Raw genomic sequence first — 19,286 nt, forward strand, 5'->3', positions numbered from 1 at the left:
GTGTGACAGAGGGGGCATCGGTAAGCGGCTGCAGGGAACGGATGTCGCGAGCCGGCGGTCAAAGGCCGCGATGCGCAGCTACAAGGCCCGGAAAAACAGGCAATCTACCATATTGCCGCCTTGCTCAAAATCCCTGCCGTTGTTAGAGTTTGCCGCACTTTTTACCTGCGCGTTTTTCCGCGCCTGGCCTTCACCCACGCGTTGCCTAGGGTCCCTTCCTAATGTTCAAGAAACTGCGTGGCATGTTTTCCAGCGATCTGTCGATCGACCTGGGGACTGCCAATACCCTTATTTATGTGCGCGAGCGCGGTATCGTCCTGAATGAGCCGTCCGTGGTCGCGATCCGTACCCACGGCAACCAGAAGAGCGTCGTGGCCGTCGGCACCGAGGCCAAGCGCATGCTCGGCCGTACGCCTGGCAACATCTCCGCGATTCGCCCGATGAAGGACGGCGTGATCGCCGACTTCAGCGTCTGCGAGAAGATGCTGCAGTACTTCATCAACAAGGTTCACGAGAACAGCTTCCTGCAGCCGTCGCCGCGCGTGCTGATCTGTGTGCCGTGCAAGTCGACTCAGGTCGAGCGCCGCGCCATTCGTGAATCGGCCCTTGGTGCCGGTGCCCGGGAAGTGTTCCTGATCGAAGAGCCGATGGCCGCTGCCATCGGTGCCGGCCTGCCGGTCGAAGAGGCGCGCGGTTCGATGGTCGTCGACATCGGCGGTGGTACCACCGAGATCGCCCTGATTTCCCTGAACGGTGTGGTCTATGCCGAATCCGTCCGTGTCGGCGGCGACCGTTTCGACGAAGCCATCATCACCTACGTACGCCGCAACTACGGTTCGCTGATCGGTGAAGGTACCGCTGAGCGCATCAAGCAGGAAATCGGTACTGCTTACCCGGGCGGCGAGATCCGTGAAGTCGACGTACGCGGCCGCAACCTGGCTGAAGGCGTACCGCGCAGTTTCACCCTCAACTCCAACGAGGTGCTCGAAGCGCTGCAGGAATCCCTGGCGACCATCGTCCAGGCGGTCAAGAGCGCGCTGGAGCAATCGCCACCCGAGCTGGCTTCGGACATCGCCGAGCGCGGCCTGGTGCTGACCGGTGGTGGCGCGCTGCTGCGTGACCTGGACAAGCTGCTCTCCCAGGAAACCGGCCTGCCGGTAATCGTCGCCGAAGACCCGCTGACCTGCGTCGCTCGTGGCGGCGGCAAGGCCCTGGAAATGATGGACCGCCACGCCATGGACCTGCTCTCCACCGAGTAAGGGGTTCGCTAGTGGCTCGCTGTCGTGCCGCTTTCGGGCGGCACGCGCATATTCGAGCATTGCAGTACACTCGGCCCAACCTTCGCCTGACCGGTTTGCCTTTCGCATGAATTCGCGCGCTTTCCGCCCCTGTGGCGCACGAGGAGCAGGTCATTAAGCCGCTCTTCGCCAAAGGTCCCTCGCTGGGCATTCGTCTGCTGGTATTTGCCGTACTGTCGGCGGTGCTGATGGTGGTCGATGCCCGCTTCGAGACGCTCAAGCCGCTGCGCAGCCAGATGGGGCTGGTGCTCACGCCTTTCTATTGGCTGGCCGATGTGCCCGTACGCGTCTGGGATGGGGCAACTCAGCAGATTTCCTCGCGCAGCGAACTGATGGCCGAGAACGAGAAGCTCAAGGCTGAGGCCCTGCTGCTGCAGCGCCGGCTGCAGAAGCTGGCAGCGCTGACCGAGCAGAACGTGCGTCTGCGCGAACTGCTCAACTCCGCCGCGCTGGTGGACGAGGAGGTGCTGGTCGGTGAGCTGATCGGCGTTGATCCCAACCCCTATACCCACCGCATCCTGATCGACAAGGGCGAGAAGGATGGCGTGTTCCTCGGTCAGCCGGTGCTCGATGCGCGTGGTCTGATGGGCCAGGTGGTCGAGATCATGCCCTACACCTCGCGCGTGCTGTTGCTCACCGACAACACCCACAGCATCCCGGTACAGGTCAACCGCAACGGCCTGCGCGCCATTGCCGTCGGCACCGGCAACCCGGAGCGCCTGGAGCTGCGTCACGTCGCCGATACCGCCGATATCAAGGAGGGCGATCTGCTGGTCAGCTCCGGCATGGGCCAGCGCTTCCCGGCCGGCTACCCGGTGGCCACGGTCAAGGAAGTGATTCATGACTCCGGCCAGCCTTTCGCCATCGTCCGTGCCGTACCGACCGCTGCGCTCAATCGCAGCCGTTACCTGCTGCTGGTGTTCTCCGACCGGCGCACGCCCGAGCAGCGCGCCAACGATTCCGCCGAGGCCCAGGAAGCCGCCGACCGCGAAGCCGAGCAGGCGCGCAGTGGCGAGCCGGCTGCTGACGCCCCTGCACAGGAGACCAACTGATGGCTGGCGTACAGCCCCGTAACGGCTGGGCGATCTGGCTGAGCCTGGCGCTCGGTTTGTTGCTCAGTGTTTCGCCGTTGCCCGAATTCATGCAGATCGGTCGCCCGCTGTGGGTCGCCTTGATTCTCACCTATTGGGTACTGGCCTTGCCGCATCGCGTCGGCATGACCACCGCCTGGATTCTTGGCCTGGCGCAGGACGTACTGTTCGGCACCCTGCTCGGGCAGAACGCCTTGATTCTCACCCTGATCACCTTTCTGGTGCTGAGCTTGCACCAGCGCCTGCGCATGTTTCCCATGTGGCAGCAGAGCATGGTGCTGATGGTGGTGTTCGGTCTCGCCCAGCTGGTTCAGCTGTGGCTCAATGCCCTGACCGGTAGTCGTCCTCCAACCCTGGCCTTCGTCCTGCCGGCACTGGTCAGCGCTCTGCTGTGGCCCTGGATCTGCGCCATCCTGCGCGGTCTGCACCTGCGCCTCAACGTCAACTGAACGCGGCCTGCCGCACGGCTGGCCGCGGTTCGCCAAGGGAGATACCCGCATGGCCGAGCTGTTTCTGGCCTCTGCCTCGCCCCGTCGCCGTGAATTGCTGGCTCAGATCGCTGTGCCTTACGTCACGCAAATCGCTTCGATAGACGAAACCCCATTGCCAGATGAGCCGCCAGCAGCCTATGTAGAGCGTCTGGCGCGTGAGAAAGCGCGCGCCGGTCTGCTCGCCTTGGGCGGGCGTGACGATGCCGTGGTGTTGGGTGCCGACACCGCTGTGGTGCTCGATGGACGCATTCTCGGCAAACCGGCGGACTTCAATGAGTCGCGCGCCATGCTGCTGGCCCTGTCCGGGCGCAGCCATCAGGTGCTGACGGCCGTGGCGTTGGTCGGTGGTGGCCGCGAGGCGGCCCGAGTGGTCAGCAGCGACGTGAGCTTTCGTCCTATCAGCGAGGCGGAAATCGAGGCCTACTGGGCCAGCGGCGAACCATGTGACAAAGCGGGCAGTTATGGTATCCAGGGGTTGGCGGCCGTGTTCGTCAACCAATTGCAGGGCAGCTATTCGGCAGTGGTCGGTCTACCGCTGTGCGAAACTGCAGAGCTGCTTGGCGAATTCGGTATTGCCTGCTGGCAGTTGCCGACGCAAGGGCCGCACTAAACCCCAGGCGGTGGCAGCATAGGTAGTTTTTTGGACGTGCCCGAAAGCTTGAGTCCGCGGGGCGGTGCATTGGCCCGGCCGGCATGATCACCAGGATGGATGCATGAGCGAAGAGATTCTGATCAATATCACGCCGATGGAGTCGCGCGTGGCGGTGGTGGAAAATGGCGTGCTGCAGGAAGTGCACGTCGAGCGCACGCAAAAGCGCGGCATCGTCGGCAACATCTACAAAGGCAAGGTGGTGCGCGTGCTGCCCGGCATGCAGGCGGCCTTCGTCGATATTGGCCTGGAGCGTGCAGCCTTCATTCATGCTTCCGAGATTTCCACCCGCGAGGGCACTGCGGTGGAGCCGATCAGCGCCCTGGTGCACGAAGGGCAGAGCCTGGTGGTGCAGGTCACCAAGGACCCCATCGGCAGCAAGGGGGCGCGTCTGACCACTCAGTTGTCGATCCCTTCGCGTTATCTGGTGTACATGCCACGCACCAGTCATGTCGGTATTTCCCTGAAGATCGAAGACGAAGCAGAGCGCGAGCGCCTCAAGCAGGTGGTCGCCGATTGCGTCGCCGCCGAAGGCATCGAGGAGGCCGGCGGCTTCATCCTGCGTACCGCTGCCGAGGGCGCAGGTGCTGATGAAATTCTGATCGACATCCGTTATCTGCGCCGCCTCTGGGATCAGATCGGTGCGCAGATCCAGAACTGCAAGGCGCCCACGGTGATCTACGAGGATCTGTCCCTGGCGTTGCGCACCCTGCGTGATCTGGTCAGCCCGCGGACCGAGAAGATTCGCGTGGACTCGCGGGAAACCTTCCAGAAAATCACCCAGTTCGTCGCCGAATTGATGCCGGAGATCGCTGATCGTCTCGAGCACTATCCTGGCGAGCGGCCGATATTCGACCTGTACGGTGTCGAGGACGAAATCCAGCGCGCACTGGAGCGCAAGGTGCCGCTGAAGTCCGGCGGTTACCTGGTGGTCGATCCCGCCGAGGCGATGAGTACCATCGACGTCAACACCGGTGCCTTCGTTGGTCATCGCACACTCGAAGAAACCATCTTCAAGACCAATCTCGAGGCAGCCACGGCCATTGCCCGCCAGCTGCGTCTGCGCAACCTGGGCGGCATCATCATCATCGACTTCATCGACATGGAAGACGAAGAGCACCAGCGCCAGGTACTGCGCACCCTGGAGAAGCAGCTCGAGCGTGATCATGCCAAGACCAACATCATCGGCATCACCGAACTCGGCCTGGTGCAGATGACTCGCAAGCGCACGCGCGAAAGCCTCGAACAGATTCTCTGCGAGCCCTGCAGTGCCTGCCAGGGGCGCGGCAAGTTGAAGACGCCGGAGACCATCTGCTACGAGATCTTCCGCGAGATTCTGCGTGAGGCCCGCGCCTATCAGGCGGAAAGCTATCGGGTGCTGGCCAACCAGAAGGTGGTCGATCGTCTGCTGGATGAAGAATCGGGCAACGTCGCCGATCTGGAAGCCTTTATCGGACGTACCATCAAGTTCCAGGTGGAAACCATGTATTCCCAGGAACAGTACGACGTGGTGCTGCTCTGAGCACGGCGACTGTTGAGGTGAACGCCCTGGCGCGCCTGTTTGCGGCGTTGCTGCGCTGGGGCCTGGGTCTGTGCGCCGCTGTACTGGTGCTGGCTGCGCTGTACGTCAGCCTGGGCCGTGAGCTGGTGCCGCTGGTGGCTGAATATCGGCTCGAACTGGAAGATCGTGCCACGGCGCAGCTGGGTGTACCGGTGCGGATCGGTCGCCTCGAAGGTCGCTGGCAGGGCTTTGCCCCGGTGCTGGAGGCACATGACGTGCGCCTGGGTAGCGAAGAGGACGGCCTGAGCCTGGAGCGCGTACGACTGGTGCCGGATGTGGGTGGCAGCCTGCTGGCCCGCCAGCCGCGTATCGCTCACCTGCAGTTCGACGGTCTGCAGCTGAATGTGCAGCAGAACGCCGACGGCGGCTGGCAGCTGCAAGGGGTGCCACAGCGCAGCGGTCCCGAGCTGAATGTCGAACAGTTGCTGGAGCAGTTGCAGATCGTGCACCGCATCAGTCTGCTCGACAGTCGCGTGGTGCTGCAGCCGCTCGATCAGGAGCCGCTGCTGCTCAGCTACGTCAACCTGAGCCTGCGCTATGGCAGCAACAGTCAGCGCCTCGACGGCCGCCTGCTGTTGCCCGATGGTCAGCCTGTGGCGCTGCGACTGCGCACGCGCATGCAGCCCAGGACCTGGCGCGAGGCGCAGTCCGAGCTTTATCTGAGCCTGCCGCAGAGCGACTGGGCGACCTGGCTGCCGAAATCGCTGCTCGGTGACTGGCAGCTACAGCGTCTGCAGGCAGGCGGAGAGCTGTGGCTGGAGGGCCGTGGCCTGGCCTTGGACAAGGGCGCCTTGCGTCTGCATGCCCCCGAGCTGGTCGGCGGCCAGGCCAAGCATGAGGCAGTGACGCTCAAGGACCTGGCCTTCAATGCCTTCTTCTCTCAAGACAAGCAGGGCGTGCGGGCGCAGATCGACTCCCTGGCCCTGACCCATGGTGAGCAGCGCATCGGCGAGCTACACCTGAATCTGAAGCAGGGCGATGAAGGCGAAACCGACGAGCGCTGGGCGCTGAGCGCCGATCGCCTCGATCTGGCGGCCTGGGCGCCGCTGGTGCAGGCGCTTATGCCGATGCCCGACCAGGCCCGCGATGTTCTGGTCGCGCTGGCTCCGGTGGGCGCGGTCAACAACCTGCTGCTCGACTATTACCCGCAACGTGAAGGCGCCGAGCGCCTGCAGTTCGCTGCCAATCTGGACAGGGTGGGCATTCAGGCCTATCAGGGTGCGCCGGCTGCCGAGAATGTCAGTGGCAGTGCCTCGGGCAATATGTTCCAGGGTGAACTGCGCCTGAACAGCGAGAATTTCGCGCTGCATCTGGATCAACTGTTCCCCAAGCCCTGGCGCTATCGCCATGCCCAGGCGCGGTTGAGCTGGGACTGGAGTGAAACCGGCCTGACTTTGTACAGCCCCTACATGCGCGTCGACGGCGAGGAGGGACAGGTCGCCGGTGACATGCTGATTCGCCTGCTGCGCGACCCAGAGGCCGAGGACTACATGGACCTGCGTGTCGGCATGCGTGACGGCGACGCGTCCTACACCGAGAAGTACTTGCCGAGCCGCGCGCCGGGTATGAGCGCCGAGCTCGACCAATGGCTGAAGACTGCCATTCGTGCTGGCCATGTCGAAGAAGGCTACTTCCAGTATCAGGGCTCGCTGAACAAGGGGGCCTCGCTGGGGGCACGCAGCCTCAGCCTGTTCTTCAAGGTCAAGGATGCCGAGCTGGCCTTCCAGCCCGCTTGGCCGTCGCTGCGCGAGGGCGTGGGTGAGGTGCTGATCGAGGATGATGCAGTGCGCGTGCGTCTGCAGAGCGGGCGCTTGCAGGAAAGCACAGTCAGTAATGTCGTGGCCAATATTCCGCTGTTGCACGACGGCAAGCCGCCGCGCCTGCAGCTCGATGGTGAGGTGCAGAGCAGCCTGAGTGATGCCATCAAGCTGTTGCAAGAGGCACCACTGGGAACAGCGGAAATCTTCGACGGCTGGCAGGGCGAGGGGCCTCTGGCCGGGCGCCTGCAGTTGGATATTCCGTTACAGAAAGGACAGCCGCCCGGTGTGGTGGTGGACTTCGCCACCGAGGGTGCCAACCTCAAACTGGCCAATCCCGACCTGCAACTGAGCAAGGTGCAGGGGGCGTTTCGCTTCGACAGCGCTGCCGGGCTCAGCGCGCCGGACGTTCGCGCCGAGGTCTTCGGGCGCCAGGTGCGCGGCAATATCCGCGCCGAGGGCGCACGTGGGCAGGCGCGTACGTTGTTCGATCTACGTGGACAGGTTCAGGTCGATACCCTCAGCCAGTGGCTGGGTGGGCCGGCGAAACTACCGGCCAGCGGACTATTGCCTTATCGCCTGCGCCTGACCCTGGATGGCGATGACAGCAAGCTGCGCGTCGATTCCAACCTGCGCGGTGTGGCGATCGATCTGCCGGCGCCCTTCGGCAAGGCGGCGCAGCAGGAGCGTGATACCGATTGGCGCATGACCCTTGCCGGGCGCGAGCGTCGTTACTGGGCGAATTATGGCGAGCTGGTCAGCCTGAGTCTGGCCGCGCCCCCGGGGGCGCTGGCAGATGGCCGCGGTGAACTGGTGCTTGGTGGCGGCGCTGCCGGCTTGCCGCCCGGCCAGGGGCTGCGAGTGCGTGGGCGTCTGGACGAGCTGGACCTGGATGCCTGGAAGCAGCTGGGCACCGATCATCCGGTCAAGGTGGACGCTGACAGCCAGCGTCTGCTGCGTAGTGCGCGGCTGGATATCGGGCGTTTCCGCGGCTTTGGTCAGGAGGTCGAGCAGCTGACGCTTGGCCTGGAGCGAGAAGCTCAGGGCTGGGCCTTGCAGCTCGACAGTGAGCTGGCCGCCGGGCGTGTGTTGCTGGCTGATGCCGAGGGCGTGCCTATTCGCATCGATCTGCGGCACGTGCGGCTGCCGGCGCCGGATCCTGAGGCGGCGAAGGCCAGCGATGCGCCCGATCCCTTGACCGATTTCGACCCCAGTCAGATTCCGGCGCTGGATATCGCCATCGAGCGCGTGCAGCGCGGTGACAAGGTGCTGGGCGCCTGGTCGCTCAAGGTGCGCCCGGAGGAGCAGGGCGTGCGCTTCGAGGAGCTCGACCTCGACCTGCAGGGGCTGAAGATCGGCGGTAGCGCCGGTTGGCGTGGTACGCCGGGCAACACCAGCAGTTGGTACAAGGGACGTCTGCAGGGCAAGGATCTCAGCGATGTTCTCAAGGCTTGGGATTTCGCCCCCAGCGTCACCAGTGAAAGTTTCCGGGTGGACGCCGACGGCAATTGGCCCGGTTCGCCGGCCTGGTTCTCGCTCAAGCGCTTCTCCGGCAATCTCGACGCCTCGCTGCGCAAAGGTCAGTTCGTCGAAGTGCAGGGCTCGGCTCAGGCGCTGCGCGTGTTCGGCCTGCTCAACTTCAACTCCATTGGCCGCCGCCTGCGTCTGGATTTCTCCGACCTGCTGGGCAAGGGGCTGAGTTACGACCGGGTCAAGGGTAACCTGCAGGCGACCAATGGCCTGTTCATGACGCATGAGCCAATCACCCTGAGTGGGCCTTCGAGCAACCTGGAGCTCAATGGCAATCTCGACATGCGCAACGAGCGCATCGACGCCAAGCTGCTGGTGACCCTGCCGGTGACCAACAACCTGCCGCTGGCGGCGCTGATCGTCGGCGCCCCGGCGGTTGGTGGGGCGCTGTTCGTGGTGGATAAATTGCTCGGTGACAAGGTCGCGCGCTTTGCCAGTGTGCAGTACGACGTCAAGGGCCCGATGCAGGACCCGGAGATCAGCTTCGACAAGCCCTTCGAAAAACCGCAATGAGGTTGCGTCTTGGCGTAGGCTGTTACACCAAGCCGCAAAGAGTGTCGCCATGAATCTCGCTGTAATCCAGATGGTCAGCCAGGACGACGTGCAAACCAATCTGCGTCTGGCTCGCCGTATGCTGGAGCGTGCCGCACAGGGTGGTGCGCGCCTCGCCGTGCTGCCCGAGAATTTCGCTGCCATGGGCCGCCGCGACCTGGCTGCCATCGGTCGCGCCGAGGCCTTGGGCGAGGGACCGATCCTGCCCTGGTTGAAACGCGCTGCTCGTGACCTCAGTTTATGGATAGTGGCCGGCACCTTGCCGCTGCCTCCAGACGATGATGCTGACGGCAAACCGCACGCCTGCTCACTGCTGATCGACGATCAGGGCGAGCGTGTGGCCCGTTACGACAAGCTGCACCTGTTCGATGTTGACGTGGCCGACAACCGTGGCCGTTATCGCGAGTCCGATGATTTTGCCCATGGTCAGGGCGTCGTGGTGGCAGATACACCGGTGGGGCGCCTGGGCCTGACGGTCTGCTACGACCTGCGCTTCCCTGAGCTGTTCGGTGCACTGCGCGAAGCCGGCGCCGAGCTGATCAGCGTACCGGCAGCCTTCACCGCCGTGACCGGTGCCGCGCATTGGCAGGTCTTGACCCGTGCCCGCGCCATCGAAACCCAGTGCTATGTCCTGGCGGCCGGGCAGGGTGGTGAGCACCCCGGTCAGCGTCTGACGTTCGGTCACTCGGCGATCATCGACCCCTGGGGTCAGGTGCTGGTCGAGCAGGATCAGGGGGAGGGGGCCTTGCTGGCCCCCCGCGATGCCGCCGAGCAGGCGAACATTCGCCAACGCATGCCGGTGCAGCAGCACCGCCGATTCTTTTCATCGGACGTACCGCGTCCGATCGTTGTGGAGTGACCATGAATACGATGTTGCAATCCGTCAGCGAGCATCTGCTTGCGCCCGGTAACCTGACGTTCGACAGCCTCAGCAGCGTACTGGGCGAAGTCGCAGGTCCCGGCATCGATGCCGCCGACCTGTACTTTCAAAGCCAGGTTTCGGAAACCTGGGTATTGGAGGATGGCATCGTCAAGGAAGGCAGTTTCAACCTTGATCAGGGCGTCGGTGTGCGCGCCCAGTCCGGCGAGAAAACCGGTTTCGCGTACAGCAACGCCATCAGCCTCGATGCGCTGACGCAAGCTGCCCAGGCCGCACGTTCGATCTCGCGTGCCGGCCAGCAGGGCCGCGTGCAGGCTTTCGTCAGCCCGCAGGTGACCCAGTTGTATGCCGAGGGCAACCCGCTGGACGTGATGGGCCGCGCCGAGAAGGTCGAATTGCTGCAGCGTATCGATCGTGCCACGCGCGCGCTCGACCCGCGCATCAAGCAGGTCACCGTGAGCCTGGCCGGGGTCTGGGATCGCATTCTGGTGGCGGCCCACGACGGCAGCCTCAGCGCCGATATCCGCCCGCTGGTGCGCTTCAATGTCAGCGTCATCGTCGAGCAGAACGGCCGCCGCGAGCGCGGTGGCCATGGCGGCGGCGGGCGTACTGACTACCGCTATTTCCTCGATGAAGACCGCGCCATGGGCTACGCCCGCGAGGCGCTGCGCCAGGCGCTGGTCAACCTCGAAGCCATCGCCGCGCCTGCCGGTAGCATGCCGGTGGTGATGGGCGCCGGCTGGTCCGGCGTGCTATTGCACGAGGCGGTCGGCCACGGCCTGGAAGGCGACTTCAACCGCAAGGGCAGTTCGGCCTACAGCGGTCAGGTCGGGCAGAAGGTCGCTTCCAGCCTGTGCACCATCGTCGATGACGGCACCCTGGCCGGGCGGCGTGGTTCGCTCAGCGTCGATGACGAAGGCACGCCGACCCAGTGCACCACGCTGATCGAGAACGGCGTGCTCAAGGGCTACATGCAGGACAAGCTCAACGCCCGCCTGATGGGTGTGGCCGCCACCGGCAACGGTCGTCGTGAATCCTACGCGCACCTGCCGATGCCGCGCATGACCAATACCTACATGCTGGCGGGCGAGAGTGACCCGGAGGAAATCATCCGTTCGGTGAAGAAGGGTATCTACTGCGCCAACCTTGGCGGCGGCCAGGTGGACATCACCAGCGGCAAGTTCGTCTTTTCCACCAGTGAGGCCTACCTGATCGAGGACGGCAAGATCACTGCGCCGGTCAAAGGCGCCACCTTGATCGGCAATGGCCCGGAGGCCATGAGCCGAGTGTCCATGGTCGGCAATGACCTGGCCCTGGACAGCGGCGTCGGCACCTGCGGCAAAGACGGTCAGTCGGTGCCGGTGGGCGTCGGCCAGCCGACGCTGAAGATCGACGCGATCACCGTTGGCGGCACCGGTGCGTAAAGCGAAGCAGGTTCAGCGCAGGCCGCGCTGGATTTCGTCGAGCTCGCGGATGTACTTGAACACCTTGCGCGCGGCGGCTGGCGGCTTGTTGCGCGCGGCTTCGTGCTGAGCATGACGGACCAGGCCGCGCAGGTGCTGGACGTCAGCGTCCGGGTAGAGCTCGACGAAGCTTTCCAGCGCGCTGTCGCCTTCGGCGATCAGGCGGTCACGCCAGCGTTCGAGGGCATGGAAGCGTTCGTTGTACTCGCGGGTGGAGCTGTCCACCTGGTCGAGCATGGCGACGATCGCGTCGACATCCTGTTCACGCATCAGCTTGCCGATGAACTGGATGTGACGTTTGCGCGCGGCATTGGCGGTATGTTTCGGCGCTTCGGCGAGCGCGCGGCGTAGGGCATCGGTCAGCGGCATCTTGGCCAGCAGATCCGCCTTGAGCGTGGTCAGTCGCTCGCCAAGGTCCTGCAGGGCATGCAGTTCGCGTTTGACCTGGGATTTGCTCTTCTCCAGGGAGAAGTCGTCGTAGGAATCAGACATGGGGTGGGTCCAGAGGGAAACGCCGCCATGATAGCAGTAACCGTGACTGCCGGCCCGCGGGCGGGCAGTCGAGAGCAGGCCTTGGGTTTCGTACAAAGAGTGCCTGCGCCAAGAGAATCGGGAGTGGTTATGAGTGAAGTAGAACGCATCGGGCCGCAGGCCTTGCCTGTGCTGCAAGAGCAGGTCGAGGCCATTCTCGCCGAAGCCAGGCGCCAGGGTGCCAGTGCCTGTGAAGTGGCGGTATCGGCTGGTCAGGGGCTGTCCACCACGGTGCGCCAGGGCGAAGTGGAGACCGTCGAATTCAATCGCGACCAGGGTTTCGGCATCACCCTGTACGTGGGTCAGCGCAAGGGCTCGGCCAGCACCTCGGCCACCGGTAGCGAAGCCATTCGCGAGACCGTGGCGGCAGCCCTGGCGATTGCCAAACATACCAGCGAGGACGAGTGCGCTGGCCTGGCCGATGCCGCGCTGATGGCCCGTGAGCTGCCTGAGCTCGATCTCTATCACCCCTGGTCGATCACCCCGGAACAGGCGGTGGAGCAGGCGCTGGCCTGCGAAGCCGCGGCTTTCTCCGCTGACAAGCGGATCAAGAACGCCGATGGCACCAGCCTCAACACCCATCAAGGTTGCCGCGTATATGGCAACAGCCACGGCTTCGTCGGCGGTTACGCCAGCACCCGCCACAGCCTGAGTTGCGTGATGATCGCCGAAGGTGAAGGGCAGATGCAGCGCGACTACTGGTATGACGTCAATCGTCAGGGCGAACTGCTGGCTGATGCCAAGGGTATCGGCCAGCGCGCCGCCGAGCGTGCGGTCAGCCGTCTGGGGGCACGCCCAGTGCCGACCTGCGAAGTGCCGGTGCTGTTCGCCGCCGAGCTGGCAGGTGGGCTGTTCAGCCACCTGCTGGCGGCGATTTCGGGTGGCAACCTGTATCGCCAGTCCTCCTTCCTCGAAGGAGCCCTCGGCCAGCGCCTGTTTCCCGAGTGGTTGACCCTTGACGAGCGCCCGCACCTGCCACGTGCGCTCGGCAGTGCCACCTTCGATGGCGATGGCCTGGCCACCTACGCCAAGCCGTTCGTGGAAAAGGGCGAGTTGGTGTCCTACGTGCTCGGCACCTATTCCGGACGCAAACTGGGCCTGCCGAGCACCGCCAACTCCGGTGGCGTACACAACCTGTTCGTCACCCATGGCGATGAGGATCAGCAGGCGCTGATTCGTCGCATGGGCCGCGGTTTGCTGGTCACCGAGCTGATGGGCCAGGGGCTGAATCTGGTGACGGGCGATTACTCGCGTGGCGCGGCGGGCTTCTGGGTCGAGAACGGCGAGATCCAGTTCCCGGTGCAGGAGGTAACCATCGCCGGCAATCTGCGCGACATGTTCCGTCAGGTCGTTGCAGTCGGTCGTGATCTCGAGCGTCGCGGCAATATCTGCACGGGCTCGGTGCTGATCGAGAAGATGACTGTCGCCGGTAGCTGAGTGCCGCCATTCTCTGACAGTAAGTAACGCGCGGCCTTGCGGGCCGCGCGTATCCCGCAAGCTGCGGTCCGACTCAGGTGAGAGCGGACCAGCTTCCGAATGAAAGTCCACATATTCTGTGTATTGATTATTTCTCTCAAAAGAGAATAAATATCATTTCATTGATAGGTGGACACCCATGTTCTATCCCTTCTTCACGCCTTGCTTGAACTGCTGGCATTGGCAGGGCTTTCTCGTGCGCTGCGCTCTGCGCCCCGATGAACCCCGCCTGCTCGATTTCCACGAATGGCACGGGCGGCAACTGGTGGAGCGCGGCCTGCTGGATGCCTGGCGGGTCTCGCGCATCACGCTGGAGCTATTACTCGACACCGCCTCTGACCCGGCATTGCCCTGGCATTGGCGTGCCCTCTGCCTGGATCGTGCCTACCGGCCCCTGCGGGTCATGCAGCAACAGGCCAACGATCTTCCTCGTCAGCGCAGCCTGAACCTCCTGCTCAATCGTCTGGCGACCCTGCGCCTGCAACCCTCCCTCTCATTCCATGAATCGGCACAAGGACATTCCTATGAGTGACACCCGCGGTGACTTCCGTATCGAGCGCGACAGCATGGGCGAACTGCAGGTGCCGAGCACGGCGCTCTATGGTGCGCAGACCCAGCGCGCAGTCAACAACTTCCCGGTGTCCGGGCAGCGCATGCCGGCACCCTTCATCCGTGCGCTAATTCTGGCCAAGGCCGCTGCCGCGCGGGCCAACGTCGAGTTGCAGCAACTCGACCCAGCCATGGGCGATGCCATCGTTGCGGCCTGCCAGCAGCTGCTCGAAGGCGACTTCATGGCGCATTTCCCGGTGGACGTGTTCCAGACCGGCTCCGGCACCAGTTCCAACATGAACGCCAACGAGGTGATCGCCACCCTGGCCAGCCGCATTCTTGGTGACCAGGTCAGCGCCAACGATCATGTCAATTGCGGCCAGAGCAGCAATGACATCATCCCCACCACCATTCACGTCAGTGCCGCCATCGAGTTGCATGAACGCCTGCTGCCGGCGCTCGGTCATCTGCTCAAGGTGCTGTGCGACAAGTCGCTGGAGGTTCAGCCCTACATCAAGACCGGCCGCACCCACCTGATGGATGCCATGCCGGTGCGCATGAGCCAGGTGCTGGACGGTTGGGGGCAGCAGATCCAGGCCAATATCGAGCATCTGCGCGCGCTGCAGCCGAGCCTCCAAGCGCTGGCGCAGGGCGGCACCGCCGTGGGTACCGGAGTCAACGCCCATCCTCGCTTCGCTGAGCAGTTCTGCCGTGAGCTGGGCGGCCTGACCGGCGTGAACTTCACCACCGCGAGCAACTTCTTCGCGCTGATCGGCTCGCAGGACACTGCTGTGGCCGTCTCTGGGCAGCTCAAGACCACGGCTGTTTCGCTGATGAAGGTCGCCAACGACCTGCGCTGGATGAACTCGGGGCCACTGGCGGGGCTGGCGGAGATCGAACTGGAGGCCCTCCAGCCCGGCTCCTCGATAATGCCGGGCAAGGTCAATCCGGTGATCCCCGAGGCGGCGGCCATGGTCGCGGCGCAGGTGATTGGCAACGACGCGGCCATCGCCATCGCCGGACAGTCCGGCAACTTCGAACTGAACGTGATGCTGCCGCTGATCGCCGACAACCTGCTCTACAGCATGCAACTGCTGAGCAACGTCAGTCACCTGTTGGCCGACCGCGCCATCGCCAGCTTCAAGGTCAACCAGCCCAAGCTCAGGGAGGCGCTGGAGCGCAATCCGATCCTGGTCACGGCGCTGAATCCGCTGATCGGCTATCTCAAGGCCGCCGACATCGCCAAGCAGGCCTACCGCGAGGGCAGGCCGATCATCGAGGTGGCACTGGAGCACACCGATCTGTCGCGAGCGCAACTCGAGCAACTGCTTAATCCGGAAAAACTCACCGAAGGCGGCCTCTGAGCCGCTTTCTTTTCGGCGTCTGTTCACGCGCCAGGTTCGGCCATGCAGTCAGTGCACGTTATTGGCACGTGCAGGTCGAGGCGGCAGAGCGTGGAAAAGGCTCTCATCAGGAGGTCTGTCATGGAGCACTGGAAAACCACCATCGAAGCCGGTAACCGCTGTTTCTCCGAGGGCGACTGGGTACGGGCTCGCGAGCTCTACCTGCAGGCGCTGGCAGAGGCTCAGGTGATGTTCGGGCGCTGGCCTGATCACAACATGGCGGTGGCGGCCTTTGTGATTTCCCATCACAACCTGGCCGATCTGCACCTGGCGCTGGGGCAACCGGAGGAGGCCGCGGAAAACCTCTGCGCCAGCCACGAGCGCCTGCTCCAGACCCTGGCTGACAGCCAGCGGCCGCAGGCGCTGCGCGAGATCGCCCTGCATCACAGCCGCCGTACCTACGTGGAGCTGTTGCAGTTCATCAGCGAGCACGGCGCCTTCCCGCGCACCGATCGCTTGCTAGGAGCCACGCAGCGTCATGCCTGGCAAGGTCCCACCGTCAAACCTGCCGGTCATGGCCGCTACTATCACTGAAGGAGAACGCTCATGCCTCATCGCCTGCCGCCACTGCCTTACGCCTACGATGCCCTGGAGCCGCATATCGATGCGCAGACCATGGAAATCCATTACAGCAAGCACCATCAGACCTACATAAACAATCTGAACACGGCACTGGAGGGAACGTCCTATGCAGAAGTACCGGTGGAAGAGCTGCTGATCCGCCTGGACGAGATGCCGCCAAGCCTGCACGGGGCATTGATCAACCAGGGCGGGGGGCATGCCAACCACACGCTGTTCTGGACGGTCATGTCGCCTTCCGGAGGGGGCGAGCCTGCTGGCGAACTGGCGGCGGCGATCGATGCCGAGCTGGGTGGTTTCGCGGCGTTCAAGGAGGCCTTTACCAAGGCCGCGCTGAGCCGTTTCGGCAGCGGCTGGGCATGGCTGAGCGTAACGCCGCAGAGGACACTGGTAGTGGAAAGCAGCGCCAATCAGGACAGCCCGTTGATGCACGGCAACACGCCGATTCTGGGGCTGGACGTCTGGGAGCATGCCTACTACCTGCGCTACCAGAACCGCCGGCCGGAATACATCGGCGCCTTCTACAACGTCATCGACTGGGACGAAGTGGCGCACCGATACCGACAGGCCCTGAGCTGAACAGGCGGATAGCGAACACGATGCGAACCTTGCTCACTTCCTTACCCGGCCTCAATGGCCGGGCTTTGCGCTATCTGCTCGGCGGCGTGATTCTGCTGTGTGGCAGTCTGCTGCTGTTCATCCAGGTTGCCGTGCTGATCGACCAGACGGTTCAGCCACAATTGCTACGGGCGTTGCAGGGCGGCGTGCTGTGCGCCACCGGCACGGCGGTCGGCGCCTTGCCGGTGCTGTTCATGGGAGAGCTGTCCGGGCGCTGGCGAGACAGGCTGCTGGGCTTCGGTGGCGGTGTAATGCTGGCGGCGACGGTGTTCTCGCTGCTGGTACCGGCGCTCGAGGTTGCCGGTGATCAGGGTTTCACGTCCTGGGGGGCTGGGGCTCTGGCCAGCATTGGCCTGCTGCTGGGCGCCGCGGCCCTGCTGGGGTTGGGCCGCGTGCTGGCGCAACGGCAGAGCGTCGGCGCGGCCGAACTGCAACGGGGCGTTCTGGCGCCTGGCACACTGCTGTTCGTCATCGCCATCATGTTGCACAACGTACCCGAGGGCATGGCGGTTGGCGTGGCAGCGGGAGCGGGCTTGAGTGGCGCCGATGGCCTGGCGATCGGCATCGCCCTGCAGGACGTACCGGAGGGCCTGATCGTCGCCCTGGTGCTGGCCAGTGCCGGGATGGGACGTGGCAAGGCGGTACTGATCGGTGCGGCGTCAGGCCTGGTCGAACCGCTGTTCGCGGTACTCTGCGCCTGGCTGGTCGGCGTTTCGCACATGCTGTTGCCCTGGGGCCTGGCATTGGCTGCGGGGGCGATGCTGTTCGCGGTGATCCACGAAATCATTCCCGAAGCGCATGGCAATGGTCATGCAGGCGATGCCAGTCTGGCGCTGGTGCTGGGCTTTTGTCTAATGATGGTGCTGGATACGGCCTTGGCGTAGCGGGAGGCGTGCACACTGCCCTCCAAGACTTTCTACTCACCTTCGTCGAAGTAATTTTCGATCAGGCCGACCAGTGCAGCGAGCGCCTCGTGCTCCTGTTCGCCTTCGGTCAGCAGGTGCACATTGGTGCCCTTGCCGGCAGCCAGCATCATCACCGCCATGATGCTCTTGCCGTCTACCAGGCTTTCGGCACTGCGGCCGATGCGCACCTGGCAAGGGTAGGTGCTCGCTACACCGACGAACTTGGCTGCAGCACGGGCATGCAGACCAAGTTTGTTGATGATGGTGATTTCACGTGCTGGCATCGCGGCAGGATTCCTTAGCTGAGGTCGCGGTGACGCACCTGGACGTTCTTCAGCGAGTCTTTGAGTGCCTGGCTCAGGCGGTTGGCCAGGTACACCGAGCGGTGGTGACCACCGGTGCAGCCAATGGCGATGGTCACATAGGCGCGGTTGCTGGCGGCGAAGCGTGGCAGCCATTTTTCCAGGTAGGCGAGGATGTCCTGATACATCTCCTCGACCTCCGGTTGCGCGGCCAGGTAGTCGATCACCGGTTGATCCAGCCCGGAGTGGTCGCGCAGCTCCGGCTTCCAGTAGGGATTGGGCAGGCAGCGCGCATCGAACACCAGGTCGGCGTCCACCGGCATGCCACGTTTGAAACCGAAGGATTCGACGAGAAAGGCGGTACCGGTCTGCGTCTGGCCCAGCAGGCGTAGCTTGAGCGTGTCGCGCAGCTGGTAGAGATTCAGGCGGGTGGTGTCGATCTTCAGATCGGCCCGGTCGGTGATCGGTGCCAGCAGCTGGCTTTCGTAAGCAATGGCCTCGGCCAGCGAGCGGTTGTCGTTGGTCAGCGGGTGGCGTCTGCGGGTTTCGGAAAAGCGCTTGAGCAGGGTTTCGTCTTCGGCGTCGAGATACAGCACGTCGCAGCGGATGCTGCGCTTGCGCACTTCGTCGAGCAGTTCCGGGAAACGCTGGAGCTGGCTCAGCAGGTTGCGCGCATCGATGGAGACGGCCACCTGTGGCAGCAGCATGTCGCTATGCGGCAGGAAACGCTCGGCAAGATCCGGCAGCAGGCCGGCCGGCAGGTTGTCGATGCAGTAGAAGCCGTTGTCCTCAAGTACATCGAGGGCGGTGCTCTTGCCCGAGCCCGAGCGACCGCTGACGATGATCAGGCGCATGTTTATTGACCGTTCTGAATGTCCACGACGACCTGATAGAGATCTTCGCCGCTGTTGGCCTGGCGCAGACGTTCACGTACATCCTGGCGATCGAGCATGCTGGCGATCTGGCGCAGCAGTTCGAGGTGGGCATCGGTGGCCGCCTCCGGCACCAGAAGCACGAACAGCAGATCGACCGGCACGCCGTCGATGGCGTCGAAATCGACTGCCGTCTCCAGGTGCAGGACTGCACTGATCGGGGCACTGCAGCCAGCCAGGCGGCAGTGGGGAATGGCAATGCCGTTGCCGAAGCCGGTAGAGCCGAGCTTCTCGCGGGCGATGAGGCTTTCGAATATGTCCTGGGCATCCAGGTCGGGCAGATCGCGCGCAACCAGGTTGGCGATCTGTTCGAGCACGCGTTTCTTGCTGCCGCCCGGCACGTTCACCAGGGAACGGCCGGGGGTCAGGATATTTTCAAGTCGGATCATGGATAGGGAATGTTAGCGGGCCGTGGCGCCTTGCAGGCGTTCGAGCTGCTTTTCCTTGTGCTTGATGAGTTGACGGTCGAGTTTATCGGCCAACAGGTCGATGGCAGCGTACATATCCTGGTGTTCGGCGTTGGCGACGACTTCGCCGCCGGCGATGTGCAGGGTGGCTTCGATCTTCTGCTTGAGTTTTTCGACCTCCATGGTCACCTGTACGTTGGTGATCTTGTCGAAGTGGCGTTCCAGTCGGCCCAGTTTCTCGCCGATATAGTCACGCAGGGCGTCGGTCACATCCAGCTGATGTCCACTGATGTTGACTTGCATACCGCTTTC

Annotated in this window: 19 protein-coding genes; 14 read left to right on the plus strand and 5 right to left on the minus strand. The window is 63.8% G+C overall.

Annotation, left to right across the window (positions count from 1 at the left end):
* The first annotated feature begins 221 nt into the window (after window positions 1-221).
* From mreB to tldD, 8 genes are all read left to right on the plus strand, one after another.
* Window positions 222-1,259: a rod shape-determining protein MreB gene (gene mreB, locus BM186_RS22210; protein ID WP_013714086.1), complete on the plus strand. Its 1,038-nt coding sequence runs from the start codon at window positions 222-224 to the stop codon at window positions 1,257-1,259.
* A gap of 131 nt (window positions 1,260-1,390) precedes the next feature.
* Window positions 1,391-2,350: a rod shape-determining protein MreC gene (gene mreC, locus BM186_RS22215; RefSeq protein ID WP_074918460.1), complete on the plus strand. Its 960-nt coding sequence runs from the start codon at window positions 1,391-1,393 to the stop codon at window positions 2,348-2,350.
* Window positions 2,350-2,838 (plus strand): rod shape-determining protein MreD, encoded by a 489-nt coding sequence (gene mreD, locus BM186_RS22220; protein WP_074918462.1) that lies wholly within the window; start codon window positions 2,350-2,352, stop codon window positions 2,836-2,838. Before mreC ends, mreD begins: the two co-directional genes overlap by 1 nt.
* A gap of 49 nt (window positions 2,839-2,887) precedes the next feature.
* A complete protein-coding gene (locus BM186_RS22225; RefSeq protein ID WP_074918464.1) occupies window positions 2,888-3,490 on the plus strand; it encodes a Maf family protein in 603 nt (200 codons plus the stop codon).
* Window positions 3,491-3,593: 103 nt separating this feature from the next.
* The gene (gene rng, locus BM186_RS22230) at window positions 3,594-5,051 is read left to right on the plus strand and encodes a ribonuclease G (protein WP_021488057.1); all 1,458 of its coding nucleotides are present in this window, start codon (window positions 3,594-3,596) and stop codon (window positions 5,049-5,051) included.
* A 17-nt stretch (window positions 5,052-5,068) separates the two neighbouring features.
* On the plus strand, window positions 5,069-8,890 hold the full coding sequence (locus BM186_RS22235; protein WP_074918466.1) for a YhdP family protein: 3,822 nt from the start codon (window positions 5,069-5,071) through the stop codon (window positions 8,888-8,890).
* Window positions 8,891-8,939: 49 nt separating this feature from the next.
* Complete coding sequence (locus BM186_RS22240) at window positions 8,940-9,788, plus strand: carbon-nitrogen hydrolase family protein (RefSeq protein WP_072423078.1); 849 nt, start codon at window positions 8,940-8,942, stop codon at window positions 9,786-9,788.
* Window positions 9,789-9,790: 2 nt separating this feature from the next.
* On the plus strand, window positions 9,791-11,233 hold the full coding sequence (gene tldD / locus BM186_RS22245; protein ID WP_021488060.1) for a metalloprotease TldD: 1,443 nt from the start codon (window positions 9,791-9,793) through the stop codon (window positions 11,231-11,233).
* Window positions 11,234-11,245: 12 nt separating this feature from the next.
* On the opposite strand, the gene yjgA is transcribed toward tldD, so the two are convergent.
* Window positions 11,246-11,764, minus strand: coding sequence for a ribosome biogenesis factor YjgA (gene yjgA, locus BM186_RS22250; RefSeq protein WP_072423077.1), 519 nt, complete (start codon window positions 11,762-11,764; stop codon window positions 11,246-11,248).
* 129 nt (window positions 11,765-11,893) lie between these two features.
* Here yjgA and pmbA point away from each other — a divergent pair, with 129 nt between their 5' ends.
* The 6 genes from pmbA to BM186_RS22280 all read left to right on the plus strand — a co-directional run bounded on the left by pmbA (window position 11,894) and on the right by BM186_RS22280 (window position 17,312).
* On the plus strand, window positions 11,894-13,240 hold the full coding sequence (pmbA, locus tag BM186_RS22255) for a metalloprotease PmbA (RefSeq protein WP_072423076.1): 1,347 nt from the start codon (window positions 11,894-11,896) through the stop codon (window positions 13,238-13,240).
* Window positions 13,241-13,418: 178 nt separating this feature from the next.
* On the plus strand, window positions 13,419-13,811 hold the full coding sequence (locus BM186_RS22260; RefSeq protein ID WP_072423075.1) for a hypothetical protein: 393 nt from the start codon (window positions 13,419-13,421) through the stop codon (window positions 13,809-13,811).
* On the plus strand, window positions 13,804-15,192 hold the full coding sequence (locus BM186_RS22265) for a class II fumarate hydratase (RefSeq protein ID WP_074918468.1): 1,389 nt from the start codon (window positions 13,804-13,806) through the stop codon (window positions 15,190-15,192). Before BM186_RS22260 ends, BM186_RS22265 begins: the two co-directional genes overlap by 8 nt.
* A gap of 120 nt (window positions 15,193-15,312) precedes the next feature.
* On the plus strand, window positions 15,313-15,765 hold the full coding sequence (locus BM186_RS22270) for a tetratricopeptide repeat protein (RefSeq protein ID WP_074918470.1): 453 nt from the start codon (window positions 15,313-15,315) through the stop codon (window positions 15,763-15,765).
* A 12-nt stretch (window positions 15,766-15,777) separates the two neighbouring features.
* Window positions 15,778-16,389 (plus strand): superoxide dismutase, encoded by a 612-nt coding sequence (locus BM186_RS22275; RefSeq protein ID WP_074918472.1) that lies wholly within the window; start codon window positions 15,778-15,780, stop codon window positions 16,387-16,389.
* A gap of 20 nt (window positions 16,390-16,409) precedes the next feature.
* Entirely contained in the window at window positions 16,410-17,312 is a 903-nt protein-coding gene (locus BM186_RS22280) for a ZIP family metal transporter (protein ID WP_074918474.1), read from the plus strand.
* A gap of 32 nt (window positions 17,313-17,344) precedes the next feature.
* Here the strand turns inward: BM186_RS22280 and BM186_RS22285 are convergent, their stop codons facing one another.
* From BM186_RS22285 to hpf, 4 genes are read right to left on the minus strand one after another with little or no spacing between them, the layout of a single operon-like run.
* Window positions 17,345-17,617, minus strand: coding sequence for an HPr family phosphocarrier protein (locus tag BM186_RS22285; protein WP_072423072.1), 273 nt, complete (start codon window positions 17,615-17,617; stop codon window positions 17,345-17,347).
* Window positions 17,618-17,631: 14 nt separating this feature from the next.
* Window positions 17,632-18,489 (minus strand): RNase adapter RapZ, encoded by an 858-nt coding sequence (rapZ, locus tag BM186_RS22290; protein ID WP_074918476.1) that lies wholly within the window; start codon window positions 18,487-18,489, stop codon window positions 17,632-17,634.
* Window positions 18,490-18,491: 2 nt separating this feature from the next.
* Window positions 18,492-18,956: a PTS IIA-like nitrogen regulatory protein PtsN gene (gene ptsN, locus BM186_RS22295; protein ID WP_021488068.1), complete on the minus strand. Its 465-nt coding sequence runs from the start codon at window positions 18,954-18,956 to the stop codon at window positions 18,492-18,494.
* A 12-nt stretch (window positions 18,957-18,968) separates the two neighbouring features.
* Window positions 18,969-19,277, minus strand: a complete 309-nt coding sequence (gene hpf, locus BM186_RS22300; RefSeq protein WP_003459233.1) for a ribosome hibernation-promoting factor, HPF/YfiA family — start codon at window positions 19,275-19,277, stop codon at window positions 18,969-18,971.
* Window positions 19,278-19,286 lie beyond the last annotated feature (9 nt).

It is taken from the genome of Ectopseudomonas toyotomiensis (genome assembly GCF_900115695.1).
Taxonomy (GTDB): Bacteria; Pseudomonadota; Gammaproteobacteria; order Pseudomonadales; family Pseudomonadaceae; genus Aquipseudomonas; species Aquipseudomonas toyotomiensis.

Coding starts and splice junctions, on each gene's coding strand:
- mreB (WP_013714086.1), top strand. CDS start 222: ATGTTCAAGAAACTGCGTGGCATGTTTTCCAGCGATCTGTCGATCGAC.
- mreD (WP_074918462.1), top strand. CDS start 2,350: ATGGCTGGCGTACAGCCCCGTAACGGCTGGGCGATCTGGCTGAGCCTG.
- BM186_RS22225 (WP_074918464.1), top strand. CDS start 2,888: ATGGCCGAGCTGTTTCTGGCCTCTGCCTCGCCCCGTCGCCGTGAATTG.
- rng (WP_021488057.1), top strand. CDS start 3,594: ATGAGCGAAGAGATTCTGATCAATATCACGCCGATGGAGTCGCGCGTG.
- BM186_RS22240 (WP_072423078.1), top strand. CDS start 8,940: ATGAATCTCGCTGTAATCCAGATGGTCAGCCAGGACGACGTGCAAACC.
- tldD (WP_021488060.1), top strand. CDS start 9,791: ATGAATACGATGTTGCAATCCGTCAGCGAGCATCTGCTTGCGCCCGGT.
- yjgA (WP_072423077.1), bottom strand. CDS start 11,764: ATGTCTGATTCCTACGACGACTTCTCCCTGGAGAAGAGCAAATCCCAG.
- pmbA (WP_072423076.1), top strand. CDS start 11,894: ATGAGTGAAGTAGAACGCATCGGGCCGCAGGCCTTGCCTGTGCTGCAA.
- BM186_RS22260 (WP_072423075.1), top strand. CDS start 13,419: ATGTTCTATCCCTTCTTCACGCCTTGCTTGAACTGCTGGCATTGGCAG.
- BM186_RS22265 (WP_074918468.1), top strand. CDS start 13,804: ATGAGTGACACCCGCGGTGACTTCCGTATCGAGCGCGACAGCATGGGC.
- BM186_RS22270 (WP_074918470.1), top strand. CDS start 15,313: ATGGAGCACTGGAAAACCACCATCGAAGCCGGTAACCGCTGTTTCTCC.
- BM186_RS22275 (WP_074918472.1), top strand. CDS start 15,778: ATGCCTCATCGCCTGCCGCCACTGCCTTACGCCTACGATGCCCTGGAG.
- BM186_RS22280 (WP_074918474.1), top strand. CDS start 16,410: ATGCGAACCTTGCTCACTTCCTTACCCGGCCTCAATGGCCGGGCTTTG.
- BM186_RS22285 (WP_072423072.1), bottom strand. CDS start 17,617: ATGCCAGCACGTGAAATCACCATCATCAACAAACTTGGTCTGCATGCC.
- rapZ (WP_074918476.1), bottom strand. CDS start 18,489: ATGCGCCTGATCATCGTCAGCGGTCGCTCGGGCTCGGGCAAGAGCACC.
- ptsN (WP_021488068.1), bottom strand. CDS start 18,956: ATGATCCGACTTGAAAATATCCTGACCCCCGGCCGTTCCCTGGTGAAC.
- hpf (WP_003459233.1), bottom strand. CDS start 19,277: ATGCAAGTCAACATCAGTGGACATCAGCTGGATGTGACCGACGCCCTG.